Below are 17,231 nucleotides of genomic sequence, written 5' to 3'. Positions count from 1 at the left end.
TTCCAATGGAGAGCGGAGAGGCGTCACTAGCGCAGACCGGCATCGACGGTTATGGACTGTTTGGTGATCATGCGGCTGTCGTCGGCCGCCAGGAAGAGCACGGTGCGTGCAATCTCCTCGCCCAGCAGGACGCGGCGAATCAATTGCCGCTGCACCGTCTGGTCGACTGCCTCCTGCGTCTTGAACCACAGCTCGCGCTGCCGCTCGGTCATGACGGCGCCGGGTTCGATCGCATTGACGCGGATGTTATCCGGTCCGAACGACCGCGCCAACGCACGCGTCAGCGCCACCACGGCCCCCTTGGCGGTGGCATAGGCCACCATCTGGTCCGCTCCGAACCGCCAGGCAATGGAGGAGAAGTTTATGATCGAGCCGAAGCCGAGTTCCTTCATATGCGGATGCACTGCCTGGGCGGCGAAGAAGTGATGCCTCAGATTGACGTCGAAGCTGCGGTCCCAATAGTCGGCCGTCAGCGCGTCGATGGGATGGCGCTGATCATTGGCTGCGTTATTCACCAGGACGGCGACCGGACCAAGCCGCGCGCGCACGCCTGCTACCGACGCCTTTAGCGCATCGACGTCGGTCACATCGCAATGGAGAAATAACGGAGCCTGCCCGGCGGCACCAGCGAGCTCGCGCACCAACGCCTCCGCTGGTTCGTCCTGCACATCGAGAAAGGCTATCCGGGCGCCGTTCGCCACGAAGGCGCGGACCACATCGGCGCCAATGCCGGAGGCGCCGCCGGAGATCAGCACGACCCGATCGGTCAAGCTCGGATAAGTCGCGAATTGTACGGACATCGATTACAGAAGCGCCTTGGTTGTTGGATCGAACAGACAGGCGCGCGACATGTCGATGCCGAGCGTTATCGTCTCGCCCATGACGGGAGCGTCATCCGGCTCGAAACGGCCGGTGATCTCCAGGTCACCCAGCCTGAGCACGGCAAGCGTCTCGGCCCCGGTAGGCTCGACCAATTCGACCGGCGCCTGCATGGACGCCACAGCAGGTTTGCGCGACTTCAGATCGGTCGTGAAACGGTAGATGTGTTCCGGCCGGATACCGAGCACGACGTCCTTTGGCGCACCGGCGGGCATCGGCGCGGCAAGGGCGAGGCTGGCGTCGCTGCCGTCAGCGGCGCGTACCGAGATGCTGGTCGAGCCCGTAAGCCGAGCGGGAATGAAATTCATCGCCGGCGATCCCATGAAACCGGCAACGAACATGTTGGTCGGCCGGTCGTAGATCCGCTTCGGCGTGTCGAACTGCTGTACCGAGCCCTGGTTCATCACCGCAATGCGGGATGCAAGCGTCATCGCCTCGACCTGATCGTGGGTGACATACACCGTGGTCTTGCCGACGCGATGGTGAAGCTTCTTGATTTCGGTACGCATGTCGACGCGCAGCTTGGCGTCGAGGTTGGACAAGGGCTCGTCGAACAGAAACAGCTTCGGGTCGCGCACGAGGGCACGCCCCATCGCAACGCGCTGCCGCTGGCCTCCCGAGAGCTGGCCGGGCTTGCGTTTAAGCAGCTGTTCGATCTGCAGGAGTGCGGTAACCCGCTGGACAGCTTCCGCCTGCGCCGCTTTTGGCACGCCGCGGCTCTCCATGCCGAAGGTGATGTTCTGGCGCACCGTCATGGTGGGATAGAGGGCGTATGACTGGAACACCATCGCAATATCGCGGTCCTTGGGTTGCACCGAGTTCACCAGCCGGTCGCCGATCCATATCTCGCCCGACGTGACGGTTTCCAGTCCGGCGATCATGGCGAGCAAGGTTGATTTGCCGCAACCCGACGGGCCGACAAGGGCGACGAATTCTCCGGTCTTAGCCTCGAGATTGATGCCGGCAAGAATCTCGAGCGAGCCGTAGCTCTTGTGAAGGTTGCGGATCATCAACGCGGACATGGGCGACGCCTCATTTTATGGCGCCCTGGGTGAGGCCGCGCACGAAGTATTTTCCACCAAACAGATAGATCAGCAGCGGAGGCAACGCGCCGATCAGCACGGCTGCGCTCATCACATCGTAAGCGCGTGCGGTCGTGCCGCCGGCCGTGAGCGCGACCAGTGCCGCTGTGATCGGCTGCTGCTGGCCCGATGTGAAGACGACGCCGAACAGATACTCGTTCCAGATGCCGGTGAACTGCCAGATGACGGTGACGATTAGGATGGGCGGCGACAGGGGCAGGATGATCTTGCGGAAGATCCGCCAGAAGCCGGCGCCGTCGATGCGTGCCGCCTTGATCAGGTCGTCCGGTATGCTGACGTAGAAATTGCGGCAGAACAGGGTGGTGAACGAGATGCCCTGGACGATGTGGATCAGCACCAGCCCATATGTGGAATTGGTCAGGCCGAGCTTGCCGAGCAGGAACGCCCACGGCATCAGCGAAATCTGGCCGGGCATGAATACGCCGAGCAGCATCAGATTGAAGATCAGTTCAGAGCCCCTGAAGCGCCATTTGGAGAGGATGTAGCCGTTCATGGCGCCGAGAATGGTCGAGATGATGGTGGCGGGGATCGTCATGGCCAGGGAGTTGAAGAAATTGCGCTTCATTCCCTCGCAGGTACCGCTGACGCAGTAGGATCCCCAGGCCTGCGCCCACGCATCGAACCGGAAGCTGCGCGGTACGGAGATGAGGCCGTTGCGGGCAATCTCCGACTGCTCGCGCAATGAGTTGAAGATCACCACCAGCAACGGCACGAGATAAACGACCGCGAAAAGCGTCAGCACGGCATAGACAAGGAAGCGGCTCCAGAAATGCCGGCGCGTGGCAGCGGCTTCTTCCGGATCAAAACGGGCATTAGGCGCAATTTCAGCCATTGCGGCCCTCCGCTCGCCGGCGCCAGACGATCCACAAGGAATACGGCACCAGCACCACCGCGACCGCAGCGAGCATCATCATCGCCGCGGCGGCACCTTCGCCGATTTGGCCGCGCTGGAACATCAGGTCGTAGACATAGATGGCGGGGAAGGTGGTGGACACACCTGGGCCGCCTCGCGTCAACGCCGCCACCAGGTCGAAGGTCTTGATGGCGAATTGTATCTGAATGACCGCCACCGCCAGGAATATCGGGGCGATGGTTGGCAGGATGACCCTGCGATAGGTCCGGAAAACCGACGCGCCGTCGATTTGCGCGGCCTTGACGAGATCCGGATCGACCGACCGCAGACCGGCCAGGAAAAGTGCCATTGCGAAGCCGGACGACTGCCAGATACCGGTTATGATCACCGCATAGATCGCAGTGTTGCGGTTGGCCGTCAGGGCGAAGCTGAAGTCGGTCCAGCCGAGCCCGCGAACGAAGGCCTGGATACCGTCGACAGGATTATAGAGCCAACTCCACACCGTACCGGTGACGATGAAGGACACCGCCAACGGGTAGAGAAAGATGGTGCGCCAAACCGCCTCGCCGCGGACGCGCTGGTCGATCGCGATCGCGAGCAGCAGGCCAACGGCCATCGAGCCAACGATATAGAAGCCGCTGAACAGGAAGAGATTGGTATAGGCGATGTTCCAGCGCCGGTTTGCCCAGAGCGAAGCGTAATTGTCCAGGCCGACGAACCCATAGGTCGGCAACAGCGACGAATTGGACAGCGAGATGTAGAGCGTCCAGAGCGTGAAGACGAAAACATAGATGAAACTCGCCGCTATCGACGGCGCCAGCACCAGAATGGGCACCATCGTGCCAAGGCGCTCGCGCCACGGACGGGCCGCGGCAGCTGCGGCTGGTACAATCAGATCATGGGTGGACATCGGGCTGCTCCGGCGAGGTCTGGCCGGGAGCTTCGCCCCCGGCCATCATCGGCAGCGTCACTTCTGCGCTTCGGCCGCATCCGCCATCGCATTGGCCGCGTCCTGCGCACTCATATCCGGCGTTGCTACAAACTCCGTGATGCTATCCATTATTGCGCCGCGGACCTTTTGCGGAACCGTCATGTTGTGCGCCATCGAACGGACGAGCGTGCCGGCGGCGATCGAGGCTTGCAGATCCTTTTGCGAGAGTTGCTGGCAGGGATTGAAGCCGTTCGAAAGATCGACGTCGAGGCGGGCCGGAATGGACCCTTTGGTCTGATTGAAAATGGTCTGGAATTCGGGCGACAGGATGATGCTGGCAAGCAGCTTCTGTCCCTCGATATAGTCCGGGTCCTTCTGCTTGAAGAACACGACCGAGTCTGAATTCAAGATGAAACCGGGCTTGCCCCAATCGGTCGGCGCCTGAGCGCAGACATAGTCGGTGCCCTCCTTGAAGCCGCCGGCCGTCAGCAGGCCGATCGTCCAGTCGCCCATGATGTGGAAGGCGGCCTCGCCGCGGCCGACGAGATGCGACATGGTATCCCAGTCACGCCCGTTCATGCCGGGGTCCATGTACTTCGAGGTCATGGTGCGAAACTGCTCGAAGGCCTTGACCATGCCGTCGCTGCGCATGGCATCGACGTCGCCCTCGACGAAAGCTTTCTTGTAGAGATCGAGGTCCTGACCGTACACGACCACTTCGAAGACGGTCGAGTCGGTCCAGTCGGCGGTCGAGTGCGAAATGCAGATCTTGCCGCTGGCCACGATCTTGTCGCAGGCGGCGTTGAATTCCGCCCATGTCTTCGGCATCTCGGTGACGCCCGCGTCCTTCATGACCTTCGGCGATGCCCACAGCCAGTTGATGCGGTGGATGTTCATCGGCGCGGCCACCCAATTCCCGGTCGGCTTCATCACCGGCAGCAATTCGGGAGCGACGACTTTCTCCCAATTTTCCGCCTTCGCCAGGTCGTCGAGATTGGCTGTCATGCCCGTCTCGTTCCATTCGGCGATCTCGGGGCCCTTTAGCTGCACAGCGGGAGGTGCGTTGCCGGCGATCACATCAGCACGCAGTTTGGCCAATGTATTGGCCGTATGGCCTGCGATGGAGGTCTGCTGCCAGGTGCCACCCTTGGCGGTAAACATCTCGCCGAGCTTGGCGATAGCCTGGGCGTCCGATCCGGTGGCCCATTGATGCAAGAGGTTGGTCTTCGGCTCCGCGAGGGCTGTTCCGGTAATCAAGGTGAAGGCGGTAGCGGCCGCAAAGGCCGTCCTCAGGTATTTCATCGTTTCACTCCCATATGTGATGCACGGTTCGTATCGACCGCTTGTGGCCCGCGATTTGAGGTCGTGGCCGGCGAGATGCAGTAATCTCCGTTCTTTCCAAGATGACATATTTGGGCTATCAGTCAACGTGCTTTGTGCTCATCATGAACAAACCTTCGCTTAGAAATTGGCTGATCGACAGGCCGTCGGCGTCGCCGGAGAGCCTGATCGTCCGATGCCTGCGCGAGCGCGGCGTGCTTTCTGCGTCGCAAATTACCCGCATTACCGGTTTGGCGCGGTCGACGGTTTCAACCGCGCTCAACGGCTTGAGAAAGTCAGGGATGGTGATCGAATCCTCGGCCCATCATGACGCGGCCAGGGGTATCGGCAGGCCTGCCACGACATTGACGCTCAATCCCGCTGCGGGCACCTGCGTCGGCATCCATCTGGGCCTCGACGAGATGCGGTGTGTCGTCGCTGACGTCTCGCATTCTTTCGTTGCCGAACAAACTATCCCCATGGGTCTGGACTACCAGCCGCAACAGGCGGCCCAGCTCGCCAAGTCAGTAATTGCCCGATGCTACGAAGAGAACGGTCTGCCGATGGCGGGGCTCCTGGGGGTTGGGGTCTCCGTCTCGGGCCCAGTCAGCCGCGAAGGAGTGGTGCTGCGCGCGAGTATCGTTCCGACCTGGGCCGGGGTCAACATCCGCGATGTGTTCGGGCCGGTCCTTGAACAGCCGATCTTCGCCGACAATGAGAGCAACTGCTCGGCCATTGCCGAGCTGATGTGGGGTGCGGCCGTCGGCCAGGACGATTTCGTGCTGTTCAAGGTCGATCTGGGCGTCGGCGGGGCCATTGTCCAGCACGGTCGGCTGGTGAGCGGCATCGCCGGCGGCGCCGGCGAATTCGGGCACATCAGCATCGATCCCGGCGGCGACCTTTGCCGGTGCGGCAATCGAGGATGCCTGGAGCTCTATGCCAGCTTTGCCGGACCGCTCGAGCAGATTTCGCGCATCGTGCGGCGGCCGGTCACGATGGACGACGTGATCATGATGGCCGAGGAGGGCGACGTGAGGGCGCTGCGGATGATCGAGGACACCGCCGAGTTCGCCGGCCGTGGCCTTGGCCTGATCGGTTCGGTTCTCAATCCGCCGCTCATCATCATCAGCGGCCGCATGGCCCTGGCGGGCGACATTCTCCTGGCGCCACTGATCGCATCATATGAACGCCACACGCTCATCAAGTCCCGCGATGTGGCGCCTGCGCTGCGCACGCGGATAATCGTTGGCAAGCACACGGAGAACGACGCATTGCTCGGCGCGGTCGGCCTCGTGCTGCGCCACAACAGCCGGCTTCAGTGACCCGGCTTGCTTCGGGTGGCGCTCTGATTTTGCGAGCTGCTCGCCGAAGCAGCGGAACTGATGTTTGCCTACGCGACACGCACCGTGCGCTGCCTCGGCTTGATCGCGGTGGCGAGCAGCAGGCCGGCGATGATGAAGGCGGCGCCGGCGAGATCGTAGTCGTGCAAGCTTTCGCCAAGGACCAGATAAGCGAGAACGGCGACGAAGGCGGTCTGGAGATAGAGCAGCATGCTGGCGCGCCCCGCACCAAGTGTCTCGACGCTACGGTTGTAGAGATAGTACATCAGAGCGCCGCCGGGGCCGGCAACATAGGCGAGAGCCAGAAGGCCGTTCGCATGCAGCGCCGAACGATCCCCGGAAAACAGTTCCCAGAGATAGAAGGGCAGTGCGGCCAGCGCGCCGGCTCCCAGCAGCAGGACCACCATCGGCAGAAGCTCGATAGCGAATTTGGCGCGACGCAGCAGCACGGTGTAGAGGCCCCAACAAAACGCGCTGCCGACGATCCACAACTCGCCGGGATTGAACTGCAGCTGCATCAGCGCGGCAAGGTCGCCGCGCGCCACGATCACCACCATCCCGGCCAGAGCGACCAGCGCTCCAAGCGCTTTCCAGATACCGAGGGGCTCGCCGAGCACGAAGCGGGCAAGCACCATAGTCATGATCGGCGACAGCGCCATGATGATGCCGGCGGTTGTCGCGTTGGTGTAGTTGAGGCCCGTGTAGATCATGCCCTGACACAAGGTTAGCCCGATAGTGCCGATGACCAGCACCTCGATCACCCGGGATTGGATCAGCACGAGCATCGCCCCGTGATGACGATGGACGATAGGCAGCAGGATCGCGCACGCGAGCGTCAGCCGCCAGAAGCAGAGCGCCCAAGGCGGCATCTCGGGGGCAACCCACTTGGCGGCGATATAGACGCCGGCCGACAGGAGCCAGCAGAGCGTCGCGAGGGAATAGGCGAGCGGAAGTGATGCGCCGGGTGTCGCCTTCGCTACACTTGGATGTGCTATCGGCAGCGATTGGATATCCGTCTCCTCCCACCGCAGACTTTAGCAGATTTGCGGCGTCTTGCTAAGCAGCAACAACAGCTGTTTCACCAGCTGGTGCAATCGGTGGGTCGTTGTGGGTCCCGCCGTTCACGGTCTCCTTCCATTCGAACGCATGTTGGCCCATGAGCAACTCGATACCGAAAAGCGCAAGCCGTACCGATTTCGCGCGATACAAATGTGAGATTTATATTGCGCGACAGATATTCGCGCGGTTGCCACAATCTTCTCGCGCCATATTTCTACCGAGCGCAGATCTGTCGCGAATTCCTGGCCCTCGGATTACGAGCGCCGCTGTTTCGAAGCAATTGGAAGAATAAGCCACTGACTTCCGTTTGCACAAAGAGCGCGACACAAATCCATGCGGAGGACGTCCGATGCATGCCGGCTTCCCAGGAAGCGTACTCGTAGCGGTGTTGGGCACCGTCATGGCAAGCTGCGCTGGCATTCCGGCGCAAAAAACCGGGGCAATATCCGGCTATGGCCCCAACCCCACATTACCGAAACCAAGACCGACGCTGATCCCGACTGTTAACATCGCCGAGGCGAAAGGCTGGCAGAAAGAAGGTATGCCGACCCCGGCGAAGGGGCTGACAGTGAACGCCTTCGCCACCGGCCTCGACCATCCGCGCTGGCTACATGTGCTTCCGAACGGCGACGTGCTGGTTGCTGAAACCAATGCCCCTGCCAAGCATGACGAAGGCTTCAGTCTTAGAAAGGTCTTCATGGACCTGGCTATGAAGCGGGCTGGCGCCGCGACCAAAAGCGCCAACCGCATCACGCTCCTGCGCGACACCGATGGCGACGGCATTGCGGATGTGCGCACGACGTTCGCGGAAGGCCTCAATTCGCCCTTCGGCATGACGCTGTCCAAAGGCAAACTCTTTGTCGCGAATACCGACGCGCTCGTCGCTTTCCCCTACTCCAATGGCCAGACCCGAGTCAGCACGTCGCCGGAAAAGATCATCGACTTGCCGGCCGGGGACCTCAACCATCATTGGACCAAGGACGTGATCGCAACTCCGGATGGACGCAAGCTCTATGTCACCGTTGGTTCCAACAGCAACGTTGGAGAAAACGGCATAGCCGCCGAGAAGAACCGCGCCGCTGTCCTTGAAGTGGATCGGTCTACCCGCCGCACTCGGGTCTTCGCCTCGGGCCTGCGCAACCCGAACGGGCTCTCCTGGAATCCTGAGACTGGCCAGCTTTGGGTCGCCGTGAACGAGCGTGACGAGATCGGCGACGACCTTGTGCCGGATTACATGACCTCGGTTCGTGACGGCGCTTTCTACGGTTGGCCCTACAGCTACTACGGACAGAACGTCGACGAACGCGTCAAGCCGCAGCGCCCCGATCTCGTGGCGGCAGCGATCAAGCCCGATTACGCCCTGGGCTCTCATACCGCCTCGCTGGGACTGACCTTCTCCAAAGGCGCGCAACTCGGTCCGGCCTACGGCAACGGCGCCTTCGTCGGCCAGCACGGCTCGTGGAACAGGAGTGTGCGCAGCGGTTACAAGGTCATCTTCGTGCCGTTCCGTGGGGGCAAACCGAGCGGTCTCCCGAAGGATGTGCTCACCGGCTTCATCGGGCGGAATGGCGAGGCGATGGGCCGTCCGGTCGGCGTCGCTATCGATCAGACTGGCGCACTGCTCGTCGCCGACGACGTCGGTAATGTCATCTGGCGGGTCCGCCGGGCGAACGGCCGTTGAGCGCAGGTGGCCTTTCTGATTCCGATCTCACCAGCCTTCGGCTACAGCGCCACGCCCGATATGGCTGCATTCGGCGGAGACGGATATCCTAAACAATTAGCTAGCAGCACGCCCGAAGATAGTCGTGTCAAACATGCTTGCGCCCGCCTGCCTCGCGGAACCAGCTGTCAGGATAGGGATACCACCAGCCCTGAATCTCCGGTCTGTGGTCGATGATGACCATCTTCGAGCGGCGGAATGCATCCAGACCCTGGCGGCCGAGCTCGCGGCCGAGGCCCGAAGCCTTCCAGCCCCCGAACGGCAACGCGTCATTGTCTATCAGCGGATTGTTGACCCAGACCATGCCGGCCTCGAGCCGCTCCGCGGCCTCATGCGCTTCGGCAAGATCGGTGGTGAAGACCGAGGCGCCGAGACCGAAGGGGCTGTCGTTGGCAAGCTCTATCGCCTCGTTGAAATCCTTGACCCGGCAGATTGCGGCGACCGGCCCGAAACACTCTTCGCGCACGATTGCCATATCGGCGGTGATGCCGGTCAGGATGGTCGGCTCGTAGAACCAGCCTACATTATGTGCCGGCGGAATGCGTCCGCCGGTGATCGCTTTGGCACCGCTGCGGATCGCATCGTCGACCAGCCGGATGACCTTCGCACGCGCGGCCTCGCTGACCAGCGGTCCGATCTCGGTTTTGTCGAGGCCGTTGCCGATACGCAGCGCGCGCGTTTTCTCGGCAAACAGATCGACGAAGCGGTCGTGAACGGCATCAACCACGAAGAACCGTTCGGCCGAAGTGCAGACCTGGCCAGTGAGATGGAAGGCAGCCGTGACGCTGCCGGCAGCCGCCACGTCCAGTGGGGCGTGTTGGCTGATGATCAGGGGATCGCTGCCGCCGGCCTCGATGACGCAAGGCTTCATGCGCTCTGCACATGCGACGGCGACAGCCTTGCCGGCGGCGACCGAACCGGTGAAAGCAACCGCATGCGTGCGGTCCGAGGCGATCAGCGCCTGCGCCGTTGCTGCTCCGCCTGGCATGCAGGAAACCAGGCCCTCCGGCAGGGAGCGAAACACGGTTATATAATCCAGCGTCGACAATGTTGTCGCTTCGGCGGGCTTGATCACGCAGGCATTGCCGGCGGCAAGCGAGGCGGCGACGGTCCAGCACATCAACAGGATCGGAAAATTGTAAGGCATGATGTGCACCGACGTGCCGTAGGGCTCGTAGCGGGCATACTGGAACGAACCGGCCTGCGTCGTGCCGGCGATCTTGCCGGCGTCGTCACGCGCCATTTCGGCGTAATAGCGGAAGATCGGCGCGCAATTGGCGATCTCGCCGATCGCCTCCGGATAGGGTTTGCCCATCTCGTGCACCATCAGCTCGGCGCAGCGCGTGAAGTCGGCCGCTTCGATGGCGTTCGCGACGGCGTGCAGATGCCGGGCACGGCTCTTGGCGTCGAGCTTTTTCCAGGCCGTTTGCGCCTTGGTCGCTGCGGTGAGCACGGCGTCGATCTCGCCGTTGCTGGCTGCGGTGATCGCGCCGACGGTTTCGAGCGTCGCCGGATCGATCACCGGTTTTGCCGCACCGGTCATTGGCCGATAATCCGGATTGACGAAGAAGGTCGGCCGGTCAGGTGAAAAGTCCATTCTGTCCTCCCGTGTGCACGGAAACTTTTTGAGAATTCACCCTGCCGAGACAGGCGGCGTGGTTTTCGAGAACCGAAGCGGAGCGGACATTAAAGTCCGTGAGCATCGGAAGCGGAGAAAACGGCGTCAGGTGTCCGGTAGGGTAGAATTATCGAGAAGGTTCAGCGGATCATGTAAACTTTCTTGATGGTCTCGTGGACGGTGCAGACGCCCTTCCAGTCCTGCGGAAAGAACGCTGCGGTGTCCGGTTCGATCTCGATCACCTCGCCGGATTCGTGGACATAGGTGCAGCGTCCCTCGAGGAAATGGCAGAACTCGTCGCGGGTGACGTGGCAGCGCCATTTGCCCGGCGTGCAGACCCACAGTCCGCATTCGGAGCGGCCCTCCGGCCCCTTGTGCAGCAGCTTGCCGGAAGTGCGGGATTCGCCCTCGATCAGGGTGGGGATGACGCCCCAGTCGACCAGGTCGGTGAGGGCGAGCGGCGATTTCATGATCGGTGTCGGCATGTCGGGAGCTCCAGTGGCCGGCTTTAGGCCAGCATGTAAACGTTGCGGATGGTCTCGTGGACGGTGCATTCGCCGGTCCAACCGGCCGGGAACATGACAACCGTGGCGGCGGATACCTCGATCACCTCGCCGTCGTCCGATCTGTAGGTCGCGCGGCCGGCAACGAAATGGCACAATTCGTCGCGCGGAATCGCCAGCCGCCAGCGACCGGGTGTGCAGACCCAGATGCCGGATTCCGGCTGGTTGTTCGGCCCCTTGTGCACCAGCCTGCCGGTGGAGTGCGAAGCGCCTTCCAGCGCGTCGGGCTGGGTGCCCCAGTCGACGAGGTCGGTGCGGGTCGAGGCTTGCTGGAGGTGTGGGGCTGAGATCACAGCAATTTCTCCAGCAAAGCAGCCGCTTTCTCCGGGCCGTTCTGCGACTGCATCTGGGCCGACGTCTTGGCCAGCTTGGCCTTGATTGCCGGGTCGGTCAGGCAGGTTTCGATCCTGGCGATGAGCTCGGCGTCGCTCCAGTCGTAGCGCGGCATGCCGAAGCCGTGGCCGGTCTCCTCGACCCGCGTCGCATTGTCGTGGCCGTCCCAGACGTAGGGCATGATGATCGCCGGCTTGCCGAAATACAGGCACTCCGTGAACGAGTTGTTGCCGCCATGATGGATCACCGCATCGACCTGCGGGATGACCGAGGGCTGCGGGAACCAGCTCTCGACGATGACGTTTTCGGGCACTTGCGCGTACTGCTCCTTGTAGCCGCCGACATTGACCAGCGCCCGGTAGCGCGTCTTGCCCAACGTTGCGACGATGCGCTTCAGCAGATCGACATCGCCGGCGCCAAGGCTGCCGAAGGAAACATAGAGCAGCGGCCCGTCATTATTCTTCGCAAAAACCGGCACGGTGTAGGGCTTCTCCTGCCGCACGCAGCCTTCCAGATATTGGAATTTTGCCGGGTCGAGCGGATAGCGGCGCATGAACTTCGCCGCCTCGGGATAAAGCAGCAGATTGAGGTACGGCGAGGCCTCGAAAAACTGGCCGATCGGATACGGCGCTTCGTTGTTCGCTTTCAAAAACGCATTGAAGTTGTCATGGATCGGCTTGATGACGGCGTTGAAATGGTCGCGGTAACGCCGATGGCAGGCGTGGTCGTTCTCGCCGCAGCCGGACAGATGTGGCGGGATGTCCTCGTCCTCGATCTCGTTTTCCGAGCAGGAGATGACGCGCACCCAGGGCTTGCCATACTGCTTGATTGCCGGGAACAGGATGACGTTGTCGACGCAGATGACATCAGGCTTGATCGTCGCAAGCACGCCAGGCAGATCCTTCTCAGCCCATTTGGCGCTGTCGACGATCGCCGTCCAGCAATCCTTCACGTAATTGTCGACCTGGTCGTAGGGCGATTTGCGGAAGTTCGGGATGTGGCCGTTGATGAAGTCTTCCCAGAACTTGGCCATCTGTTCCGGCGGCATCGGCTCGGACAGGTTCACCGGATGAGCCTCGAAGCCGTAGCCCTTGTAGACGTCGACGAAACCGGGGTCCGACAGGAACACCGCTCTGTGGCCGCGCGCCTCGATCGCCTGGGCTATGCCGACGGAATTGAGCGCGGGGCCATAGGCGGCCTCCGGAAAGAACGCGATCGTCTTCTGCGTCATGAGAGGTTCTCCTTCGATCAATCTGCGAAAATTCTGACGTCAGCCGCATCCCAGCCGAGCTCGACTGTATCGCCCGACGAGACCGGGCGGCGGTCGGCGGCGTCGGCGGTGACGCGCACCAGGAACGGCTTTGGCGACAGGGCGGTGCGGACGTGCAGCTGCAGATCGAGTCCCTGATAGGCCAGCGCCTCGACCGCGCCGAAGATACGGTTGGCCGTTTCTGCCGATGGGAACAGCCGGATGCGTTCGGGCCGCACTGAAGCTAGCGCCGCAGCGCCGGGCGAAATTGTTGCGGGAACATCGCCGGCGATCCGCACGCCGTTGCTTGCCAGCACGCCGTCGCCGGCGGCTTTGCCCGGTACGAAATTCATGACGCCGATGAAGTCGGCGACGAAACGGTCCCCCGGGTGCTCGTAGACCGCATGGGGTGTATCGCATTGCAGCAGCTTGCCGTCCCTGAGCACTGCCATACGGTCGGCCATGACGAGCGATTCCTCCTGATCATGGGTGACGATGACGAAGGTGATGCCGACCTCGTGCTGCAGCCGCTTCAGCTCCAGTTGCATGGCCCCGCGCAATTTCTTGTCGAGTGCACCAAGCGGTTCGTCGAGCAGAAGCAGCCGTGGTCGCTTGACCAGCGCTCGGGCAAGCGCGACGCGCTGCTTCTGCCCGCCAGACAATTGCTCCGGCTTGCGGTCGGCGAAGGCAACGAGTTCGGTCGTCGCCAAAATGGCGTCGACACGGGAGCGGATTTCCTTTGCAGGCAAGCGTTCCATTTCGAGGCCGTAGGAAACATTCGCCCTGACGCTCATATGCGGAAACAGCGCATAGGACTGGAACATCAGATTGACCGGCCGCTTATTGGGCGGGGTCCTGGCGATGTCACGGCCGTCGAGCAGGATGCGCCCGTCATTGGGCGTCTCAAAGCCGGCCAACATGCGCAGCAGCGTTGTCTTGCCGCAGCCCGAAGGTCCAAGCAAGGCGAAGAACTCGTTCTCGCGGATATCCAGCGAAATGCCGTCGACCGCCGTCACCCGGCCGAACTTCTTCGACACGTTGTCGATCGCCAGCAGCGTGCGGGGCTCGTTCATTGGCCGATCACTCCACGGTTGAGCCGCTGCGACAGGGTCAGCGCGGTGATTGAGACCGCCATGACGATAGTCGCCAATGCATTGATCTCCGGCGTGATGCCGAAGCGAATCATCGAATAGATCTGCATCGGCAGCGTGGTCGAGGCGCGGCCGGCGCCGGCGGTGAAGAAGGCGATGATGAATTCGTCGACCGAAAGGGTGAAGGCGAGCAGCGCGCCGGCGCCGACGGCAGGCAGGATCACCGGCAACGTCACCCGCCGAAATGTCGTGAGCGCGGAAGCACCGAGATCGGCAGAGGCCTCGACGATCGACCAGTCGAAGCTTTTCAGCCGAGCGCGCACCACGGAGCAGACGAAGGCGAGATTGAAGACGACATGGGCGAGGATGATGGTGTGCAGGCCCAAGGTGAGATCAAGCATCGAGAAGAAGCTGAGCAGCGCGATCGCCAGCACGATGTCGGGAATGATCATCGGCGCAAAGATCAGCGCCTCGAGACCTTTGCCGTATTGCCGGCGTATTTCGACGCCGATCGCCAGCAGCGTGCCGAGCAGCGTGGCGATGGCGGTCGAGACAAGTGCCACGATCAGTGTGTTGAGCGCGGCAGAAAGGATTGCGGCGTTTCCGATTAGCAAGACATACCATTTCAGCGAAAAGCCCGACCAGACGGTCGGGAGCCCGCCTTGGTTGAACGACAGCGCCACCAGCACGGCGATCGGGATGTAGAGGAAGGCCAGGACCAGTGAAAGCACGAGCCAGAGCGCGCGCCTCGTGGCGAGGGAGCGCTCAGCCATCGGCGCCTCCTCTCGCTTCCGCGGTACGGCCCGAGGCGCGATCAGCAGCCAGGGCCTGCGCCGTCAGCACCAGCAGCATGATGGCGATCAGCACCATTGCCAGTGCCGCACCGAAGGGCCAGTCATTGGCGGTCAGGAACTGCTCGTAGACGACATTGCCGATCATCTGGAAGCGCCCACCGCCGAGCAGAGCAGGGGTCACGAAATTGCCGATCGACAGCACGAAGACGAAAACAGCACCGGCGGCGATACCCGGCACGGTCAGTGGCAGGATGACCCGGCGAAATGTGGTCACGGCCGACGCGCCGAGATCGCGCGAGGCCTCTGCGAGCTCCGGATTGAGCCGCGACAGCGGCGCGTAGCAGGCCAGGATGACGAAGGGCAGATAGTTGTACACCAGACCGGCGATGACGGCGCCTTCGGTATAAAGCATCGACGGCGGCTCGCCGGTGTAGCCGAACCAGCGCAGCAGTTGTGTAATCAGCCCTTCGCGGTTGAGCAGCACGATCCAGGCATAGGTACGGATCAGGTAGTTGGACCAGAAGGGCAAGACGGCAAAGAACAGAAACACCGGCTGCAGTTGCCGGGGTGCTGCCGCGATCGCATAGGCGGCGGCATAACCGATCACCACCGCGACCAGGGTTGCCGTGCCGGCAATGCGCGCCGAATTGAGGAAGATGCCGGCATAGAGCGGGTCGAACACCAGCCCGAAATTCTCCAGCGTGAAAGTGTAATCGATGCCGCCATAGATGCCGCGCCGGAAGAAGGCGAGCGCCAGCACCAGCGCGCATGGCACGACCATCAAGGCGGTGAGCCAGGCCAGCGCCGGCGTCATCAGCAAGGATGAGCGAAGTCTTGTTTGGGACAAGATTGCGGTACCGCATTCAACGGTCGCGGCGAAAAGCCCCGCCGTCGACCGGGATCTCTGATTTTGATGTCGGTTATTGCGCGGCCTTGATTTCGCTGACGATCTTCGAGTAGTCGCGTTGGGCATCGCCGACATCGCGCAACTGCTCGAACTTGACCAACTCTGCCACCGGCATGCTCATATTGGGAAATTTGGCGAGAAAATCCGCCGGCAGGCTTTCCATAGCCGGCTTGTTCGGTACCTTGTAGTCGATGTTCTGGGCCGCCCAGGCGTGGTTCTTGGCGCCCAGCATGAAGTTGATGAACTGGAAGGCGGCGTCCTTGTTGGCCGATGCCTTCATCACGACCATCGTATCGACCCAGAGATCCGAGCCTTCTTTCGGTATGGTGTACTTAATTTGTGGATTCTCGGCGATCCCGTAATTGCACCAGCCATCCCAGGCCTGAACCATCAGCGCCTCGCCTGAGACCAGCTTTGAATAAAAGGTCGTGTCGTCATAGGCCAGCAAGGTCTTCTTGGCCGAGATTAGCAGGTCCTTGACTTCGCCGAGCTTTGCCGGATCGGTCTCGTTCACCGAATAGCCCTTGGCGAGTTGGCCGGCGGCAAGCAGCCAGCGGTCGGTCGCCAGCATCGTCGTCTTGCCCTTGAGCGCATCGGACGGGGCGAGAAGGTCGTTCCAGCTCACCGGCTCCGCCTTCACCAGATCCGAACGGTAGCAAAGGCCGGTGGTGCCCCAAGTGTAGGGCACGGAAAAATTGTTGCCGGCGTCGTGCGGCAGCTTCGCCGCCTCGGAGTAGAGATTGGCGAGGTTAGGGATCTTGGCATGGTCGATCGCCTCGATCAGGCCGAGCTTGTTCAGCACTTCGGCGAAGGGCGAGGAGACGAAGACCACGTCATAGCCCTTGCCGCCGGACGCGACGAGCTTGCCCATGATCTCCTCGTTAGTGGCGTGAACCACGACTTCACCGGAGACACCGGTCGCCGCCTTGAAAGCTTTCATGGCATCCGGCGCCATGTAGCCGTCCCAGTTGGATATAACGAGGTCGGAGGCAGCCGCCGGCGCTGACAGCGCCAGGCCAAGGCCAAGTGCGATCAAGGATTTCCTTAACGGACGGTGCCGCAGGGTGGTGGTGGTCATGACAGACTCCCATTCTGGTTGATCATCGAACTTAGTCGTCGGACCAGCGCTTGCAGCCGTAGCCGCTTTGATCCTGTTCCCCAGTCTTTTTATTGCCGATTGATCTCACAGTACTATTGCAGAAAAAAGTACGTCAATCCATAATTTGTCAAACTACGGTGAATCCCGGCCGATCGCATCCGCAAGGGCAATCGGCCAAACCTGCGCCGCCAGTCCTTCATGAGAATTACCATGCAAGTTGCAGCCCGACGTCCCCGCACCAACCATCTCGACCTTGCACAGCGCATTCTCGATGTGGCCCGGAAACGCGGCTTTGAACCCGGCGCTCATCTCCCAGAGCAGCAGATCGCTTCGCTCTGCAATGTATCCCGAACTCCGGTGCGGGCCGCGCTG

16 protein-coding genes and 1 pseudogene are annotated in these 17,231 nt (G+C 61.9%); 3 read left to right on the top strand and 14 right to left on the bottom strand.

The window, feature by feature from the left end:
* Positions 1–26: 26 nt before the first annotated feature.
* The 5 genes from NKH16_RS04265 to NKH16_RS04245 are packed head-to-tail and all read right to left on the bottom strand — an operon-like array spanning position 27 to position 5,068.
* A complete protein-coding gene (locus tag NKH16_RS04265; RefSeq protein WP_352741946.1) occupies positions 27–800 on the bottom strand; it encodes an SDR family NAD(P)-dependent oxidoreductase in 774 nt (257 codons plus the stop codon).
* A gap of 3 nt (positions 801–803) precedes the next feature.
* Positions 804–1,901: an ABC transporter ATP-binding protein gene (locus NKH16_RS04260; protein ID WP_352741944.1), complete on the bottom strand. Its 1,098-nt coding sequence runs from the start codon at positions 1,899–1,901 to the stop codon at positions 804–806.
* Between the two features lie 10 nt (positions 1,902–1,911).
* Complete coding sequence (locus tag NKH16_RS04255) at positions 1,912–2,814, bottom strand: carbohydrate ABC transporter permease (protein WP_352741943.1); 903 nt, start codon at positions 2,812–2,814, stop codon at positions 1,912–1,914.
* Positions 2,807–3,745: a carbohydrate ABC transporter permease gene (locus NKH16_RS04250; protein WP_352466746.1), complete on the bottom strand. Its 939-nt coding sequence runs from the start codon at positions 3,743–3,745 to the stop codon at positions 2,807–2,809. Before NKH16_RS04250 ends, NKH16_RS04255 begins: the two co-directional genes overlap by 8 nt.
* 57 nt (positions 3,746–3,802) lie before the next feature.
* Positions 3,803–5,068 carry an ABC transporter substrate-binding protein gene (locus NKH16_RS04245; protein ID WP_023675509.1) on the bottom strand — a complete coding sequence of 422 codons (1,266 nt, stop codon included), beginning with the start codon at positions 5,066–5,068 and terminating at the stop codon, positions 3,803–3,805.
* Positions 5,069–5,211: 143 nt separating this feature from the next.
* Here NKH16_RS04245 and NKH16_RS04240 point away from each other — a divergent pair, with 143 nt between their 5' ends.
* A complete protein-coding gene (locus NKH16_RS04240; protein WP_352448122.1) occupies positions 5,212–6,408 on the top strand; it encodes an ROK family transcriptional regulator in 1,197 nt (398 codons plus the stop codon).
* A 68-nt stretch (positions 6,409–6,476) separates the two neighbouring features.
* Here the strand turns inward: NKH16_RS04240 and NKH16_RS04235 are convergent, their stop codons facing one another.
* Entirely contained in the window at positions 6,477–7,436 is a 960-nt protein-coding gene (locus tag NKH16_RS04235; protein WP_031211408.1) for a DMT family transporter, read from the bottom strand.
* Between the two features lie 398 nt (positions 7,437–7,834).
* Here NKH16_RS04235 and NKH16_RS04230 point away from each other — a divergent pair, with 398 nt between their 5' ends.
* On the top strand, positions 7,835–9,166 hold the full coding sequence (locus tag NKH16_RS04230) for a PQQ-dependent sugar dehydrogenase (protein ID WP_352741939.1): 1,332 nt from the start codon (positions 7,835–7,837) through the stop codon (positions 9,164–9,166).
* Positions 9,167–9,293: 127 nt separating this feature from the next.
* Here NKH16_RS04230 and NKH16_RS04225 read toward each other — a convergent pair whose 3' ends face one another.
* The 8 genes from NKH16_RS04225 to NKH16_RS04190 all read right to left on the bottom strand — a co-directional run bounded on the left by NKH16_RS04225 (position 9,294) and on the right by NKH16_RS04190 (position 16,838).
* Complete coding sequence (locus tag NKH16_RS04225; RefSeq protein WP_352741937.1) at positions 9,294–10,802, bottom strand: aldehyde dehydrogenase family protein; 1,509 nt, start codon at positions 10,800–10,802, stop codon at positions 9,294–9,296.
* A 161-nt stretch (positions 10,803–10,963) separates the two neighbouring features.
* Positions 10,964–11,308, bottom strand: a complete 345-nt coding sequence (locus tag NKH16_RS04220) for a cupin domain-containing protein (RefSeq protein WP_352452935.1) — start codon at positions 11,306–11,308, stop codon at positions 10,964–10,966.
* A gap of 23 nt (positions 11,309–11,331) precedes the next feature.
* Positions 11,332–11,679 (bottom strand): cupin domain-containing protein, encoded by a 348-nt coding sequence (locus NKH16_RS04215; protein WP_352539293.1) that lies wholly within the window; start codon positions 11,677–11,679, stop codon positions 11,332–11,334.
* The gene (locus tag NKH16_RS04210) at positions 11,676–12,950 is read right to left on the bottom strand and encodes a glycosyltransferase (RefSeq protein ID WP_352539292.1); all 1,275 of its coding nucleotides are present in this window, start codon (positions 12,948–12,950) and stop codon (positions 11,676–11,678) included. The genes NKH16_RS04215 and NKH16_RS04210 overlap by 4 nt, the downstream gene beginning before the upstream one ends.
* 17 nt (positions 12,951–12,967) lie before the next feature.
* Positions 12,968–14,041 (bottom strand): ABC transporter ATP-binding protein, encoded by a 1,074-nt coding sequence (locus NKH16_RS04205; protein WP_352741935.1) that lies wholly within the window; start codon positions 14,039–14,041, stop codon positions 12,968–12,970.
* Positions 14,038–14,832 carry an ABC transporter permease gene (locus NKH16_RS04200; RefSeq protein WP_352741933.1) on the bottom strand — a complete coding sequence of 265 codons (795 nt, stop codon included), beginning with the start codon at positions 14,830–14,832 and terminating at the stop codon, positions 14,038–14,040. Before NKH16_RS04200 ends, NKH16_RS04205 begins: the two co-directional genes overlap by 4 nt.
* Entirely contained in the window at positions 14,825–15,667 is an 843-nt protein-coding gene (locus NKH16_RS04195; RefSeq protein WP_352742234.1) for an ABC transporter permease, read from the bottom strand. The genes NKH16_RS04200 and NKH16_RS04195 overlap by 8 nt, the downstream gene beginning before the upstream one ends.
* Before the next feature lie 106 nt (positions 15,668–15,773).
* A complete protein-coding gene (locus NKH16_RS04190; RefSeq protein ID WP_352741931.1) occupies positions 15,774–16,838 on the bottom strand; it encodes a polyamine ABC transporter substrate-binding protein in 1,065 nt (354 codons plus the stop codon).
* A 219-nt stretch (positions 16,839–17,057) separates the two neighbouring features.
* On the opposite strand from NKH16_RS04190, the pseudogene NKH16_RS04185 reads away from it, so the two are divergent.
* Positions 17,058–17,222, top strand: a pseudogene (locus tag NKH16_RS04185) (GntR family transcriptional regulator); the annotation flags it as partial.
* Positions 17,223–17,231: the final 9 nt, after the last annotated feature.

The sequence above is a fragment of the Mesorhizobium sp. M1307 genome, assembly GCF_040318155.1.
GTDB lineage: Bacteria > Pseudomonadota > Alphaproteobacteria > Rhizobiales > Rhizobiaceae > Mesorhizobium.
This window is presented reverse-complemented; position numbering and strand designations above follow the sequence as displayed.

Excerpts from the sequence above, each read along its gene's own strand:
- NKH16_RS04195 (WP_352742234.1), bottom strand. The coding sequence starts at position 15,667 with ATGACGCCGGCGCTGGCCTGGCTCACCGCCTTGATGGTCGTGCCATGC.
- NKH16_RS04255 (WP_352741943.1), bottom strand. The coding sequence starts at position 2,814 with ATGGCTGAAATTGCGCCTAATGCCCGTTTTGATCCGGAAGAAGCCGCT.
- NKH16_RS04220 (WP_352452935.1), bottom strand. The coding sequence starts at position 11,308 with ATGCCGACACCGATCATGAAATCGCCGCTCGCCCTCACCGACCTGGTC.
- NKH16_RS04240 (WP_352448122.1), top strand. The coding sequence starts at position 5,212 with ATGAACAAACCTTCGCTTAGAAATTGGCTGATCGACAGGCCGTCGGCG.
- NKH16_RS04230 (WP_352741939.1), top strand. The coding sequence starts at position 7,835 with ATGCATGCCGGCTTCCCAGGAAGCGTACTCGTAGCGGTGTTGGGCACC.
- NKH16_RS04200 (WP_352741933.1), bottom strand. The coding sequence starts at position 14,832 with ATGGCTGAGCGCTCCCTCGCCACGAGGCGCGCGCTCTGGCTCGTGCTT.
- NKH16_RS04210 (WP_352539292.1), bottom strand. The coding sequence starts at position 12,950 with ATGACGCAGAAGACGATCGCGTTCTTTCCGGAGGCCGCCTATGGCCCC.
- NKH16_RS04245 (WP_023675509.1), bottom strand. The coding sequence starts at position 5,068 with ATGAAATACCTGAGGACGGCCTTTGCGGCCGCTACCGCCTTCACCTTG.
- NKH16_RS04260 (WP_352741944.1), bottom strand. The coding sequence starts at position 1,901 with ATGTCCGCGTTGATGATCCGCAACCTTCACAAGAGCTACGGCTCGCTC.
- NKH16_RS04265 (WP_352741946.1), bottom strand. The coding sequence starts at position 800 with ATGTCCGTACAATTCGCGACTTATCCGAGCTTGACCGATCGGGTCGTG.
- NKH16_RS04250 (WP_352466746.1), bottom strand. The coding sequence starts at position 3,745 with ATGTCCACCCATGATCTGATTGTACCAGCCGCAGCTGCCGCGGCCCGT.
- NKH16_RS04225 (WP_352741937.1), bottom strand. The coding sequence starts at position 10,802 with ATGGACTTTTCACCTGACCGGCCGACCTTCTTCGTCAATCCGGATTAT.
- NKH16_RS04205 (WP_352741935.1), bottom strand. The coding sequence starts at position 14,041 with ATGAACGAGCCCCGCACGCTGCTGGCGATCGACAACGTGTCGAAGAAG.
- NKH16_RS04190 (WP_352741931.1), bottom strand. The coding sequence starts at position 16,838 with ATGACCACCACCACCCTGCGGCACCGTCCGTTAAGGAAATCCTTGATC.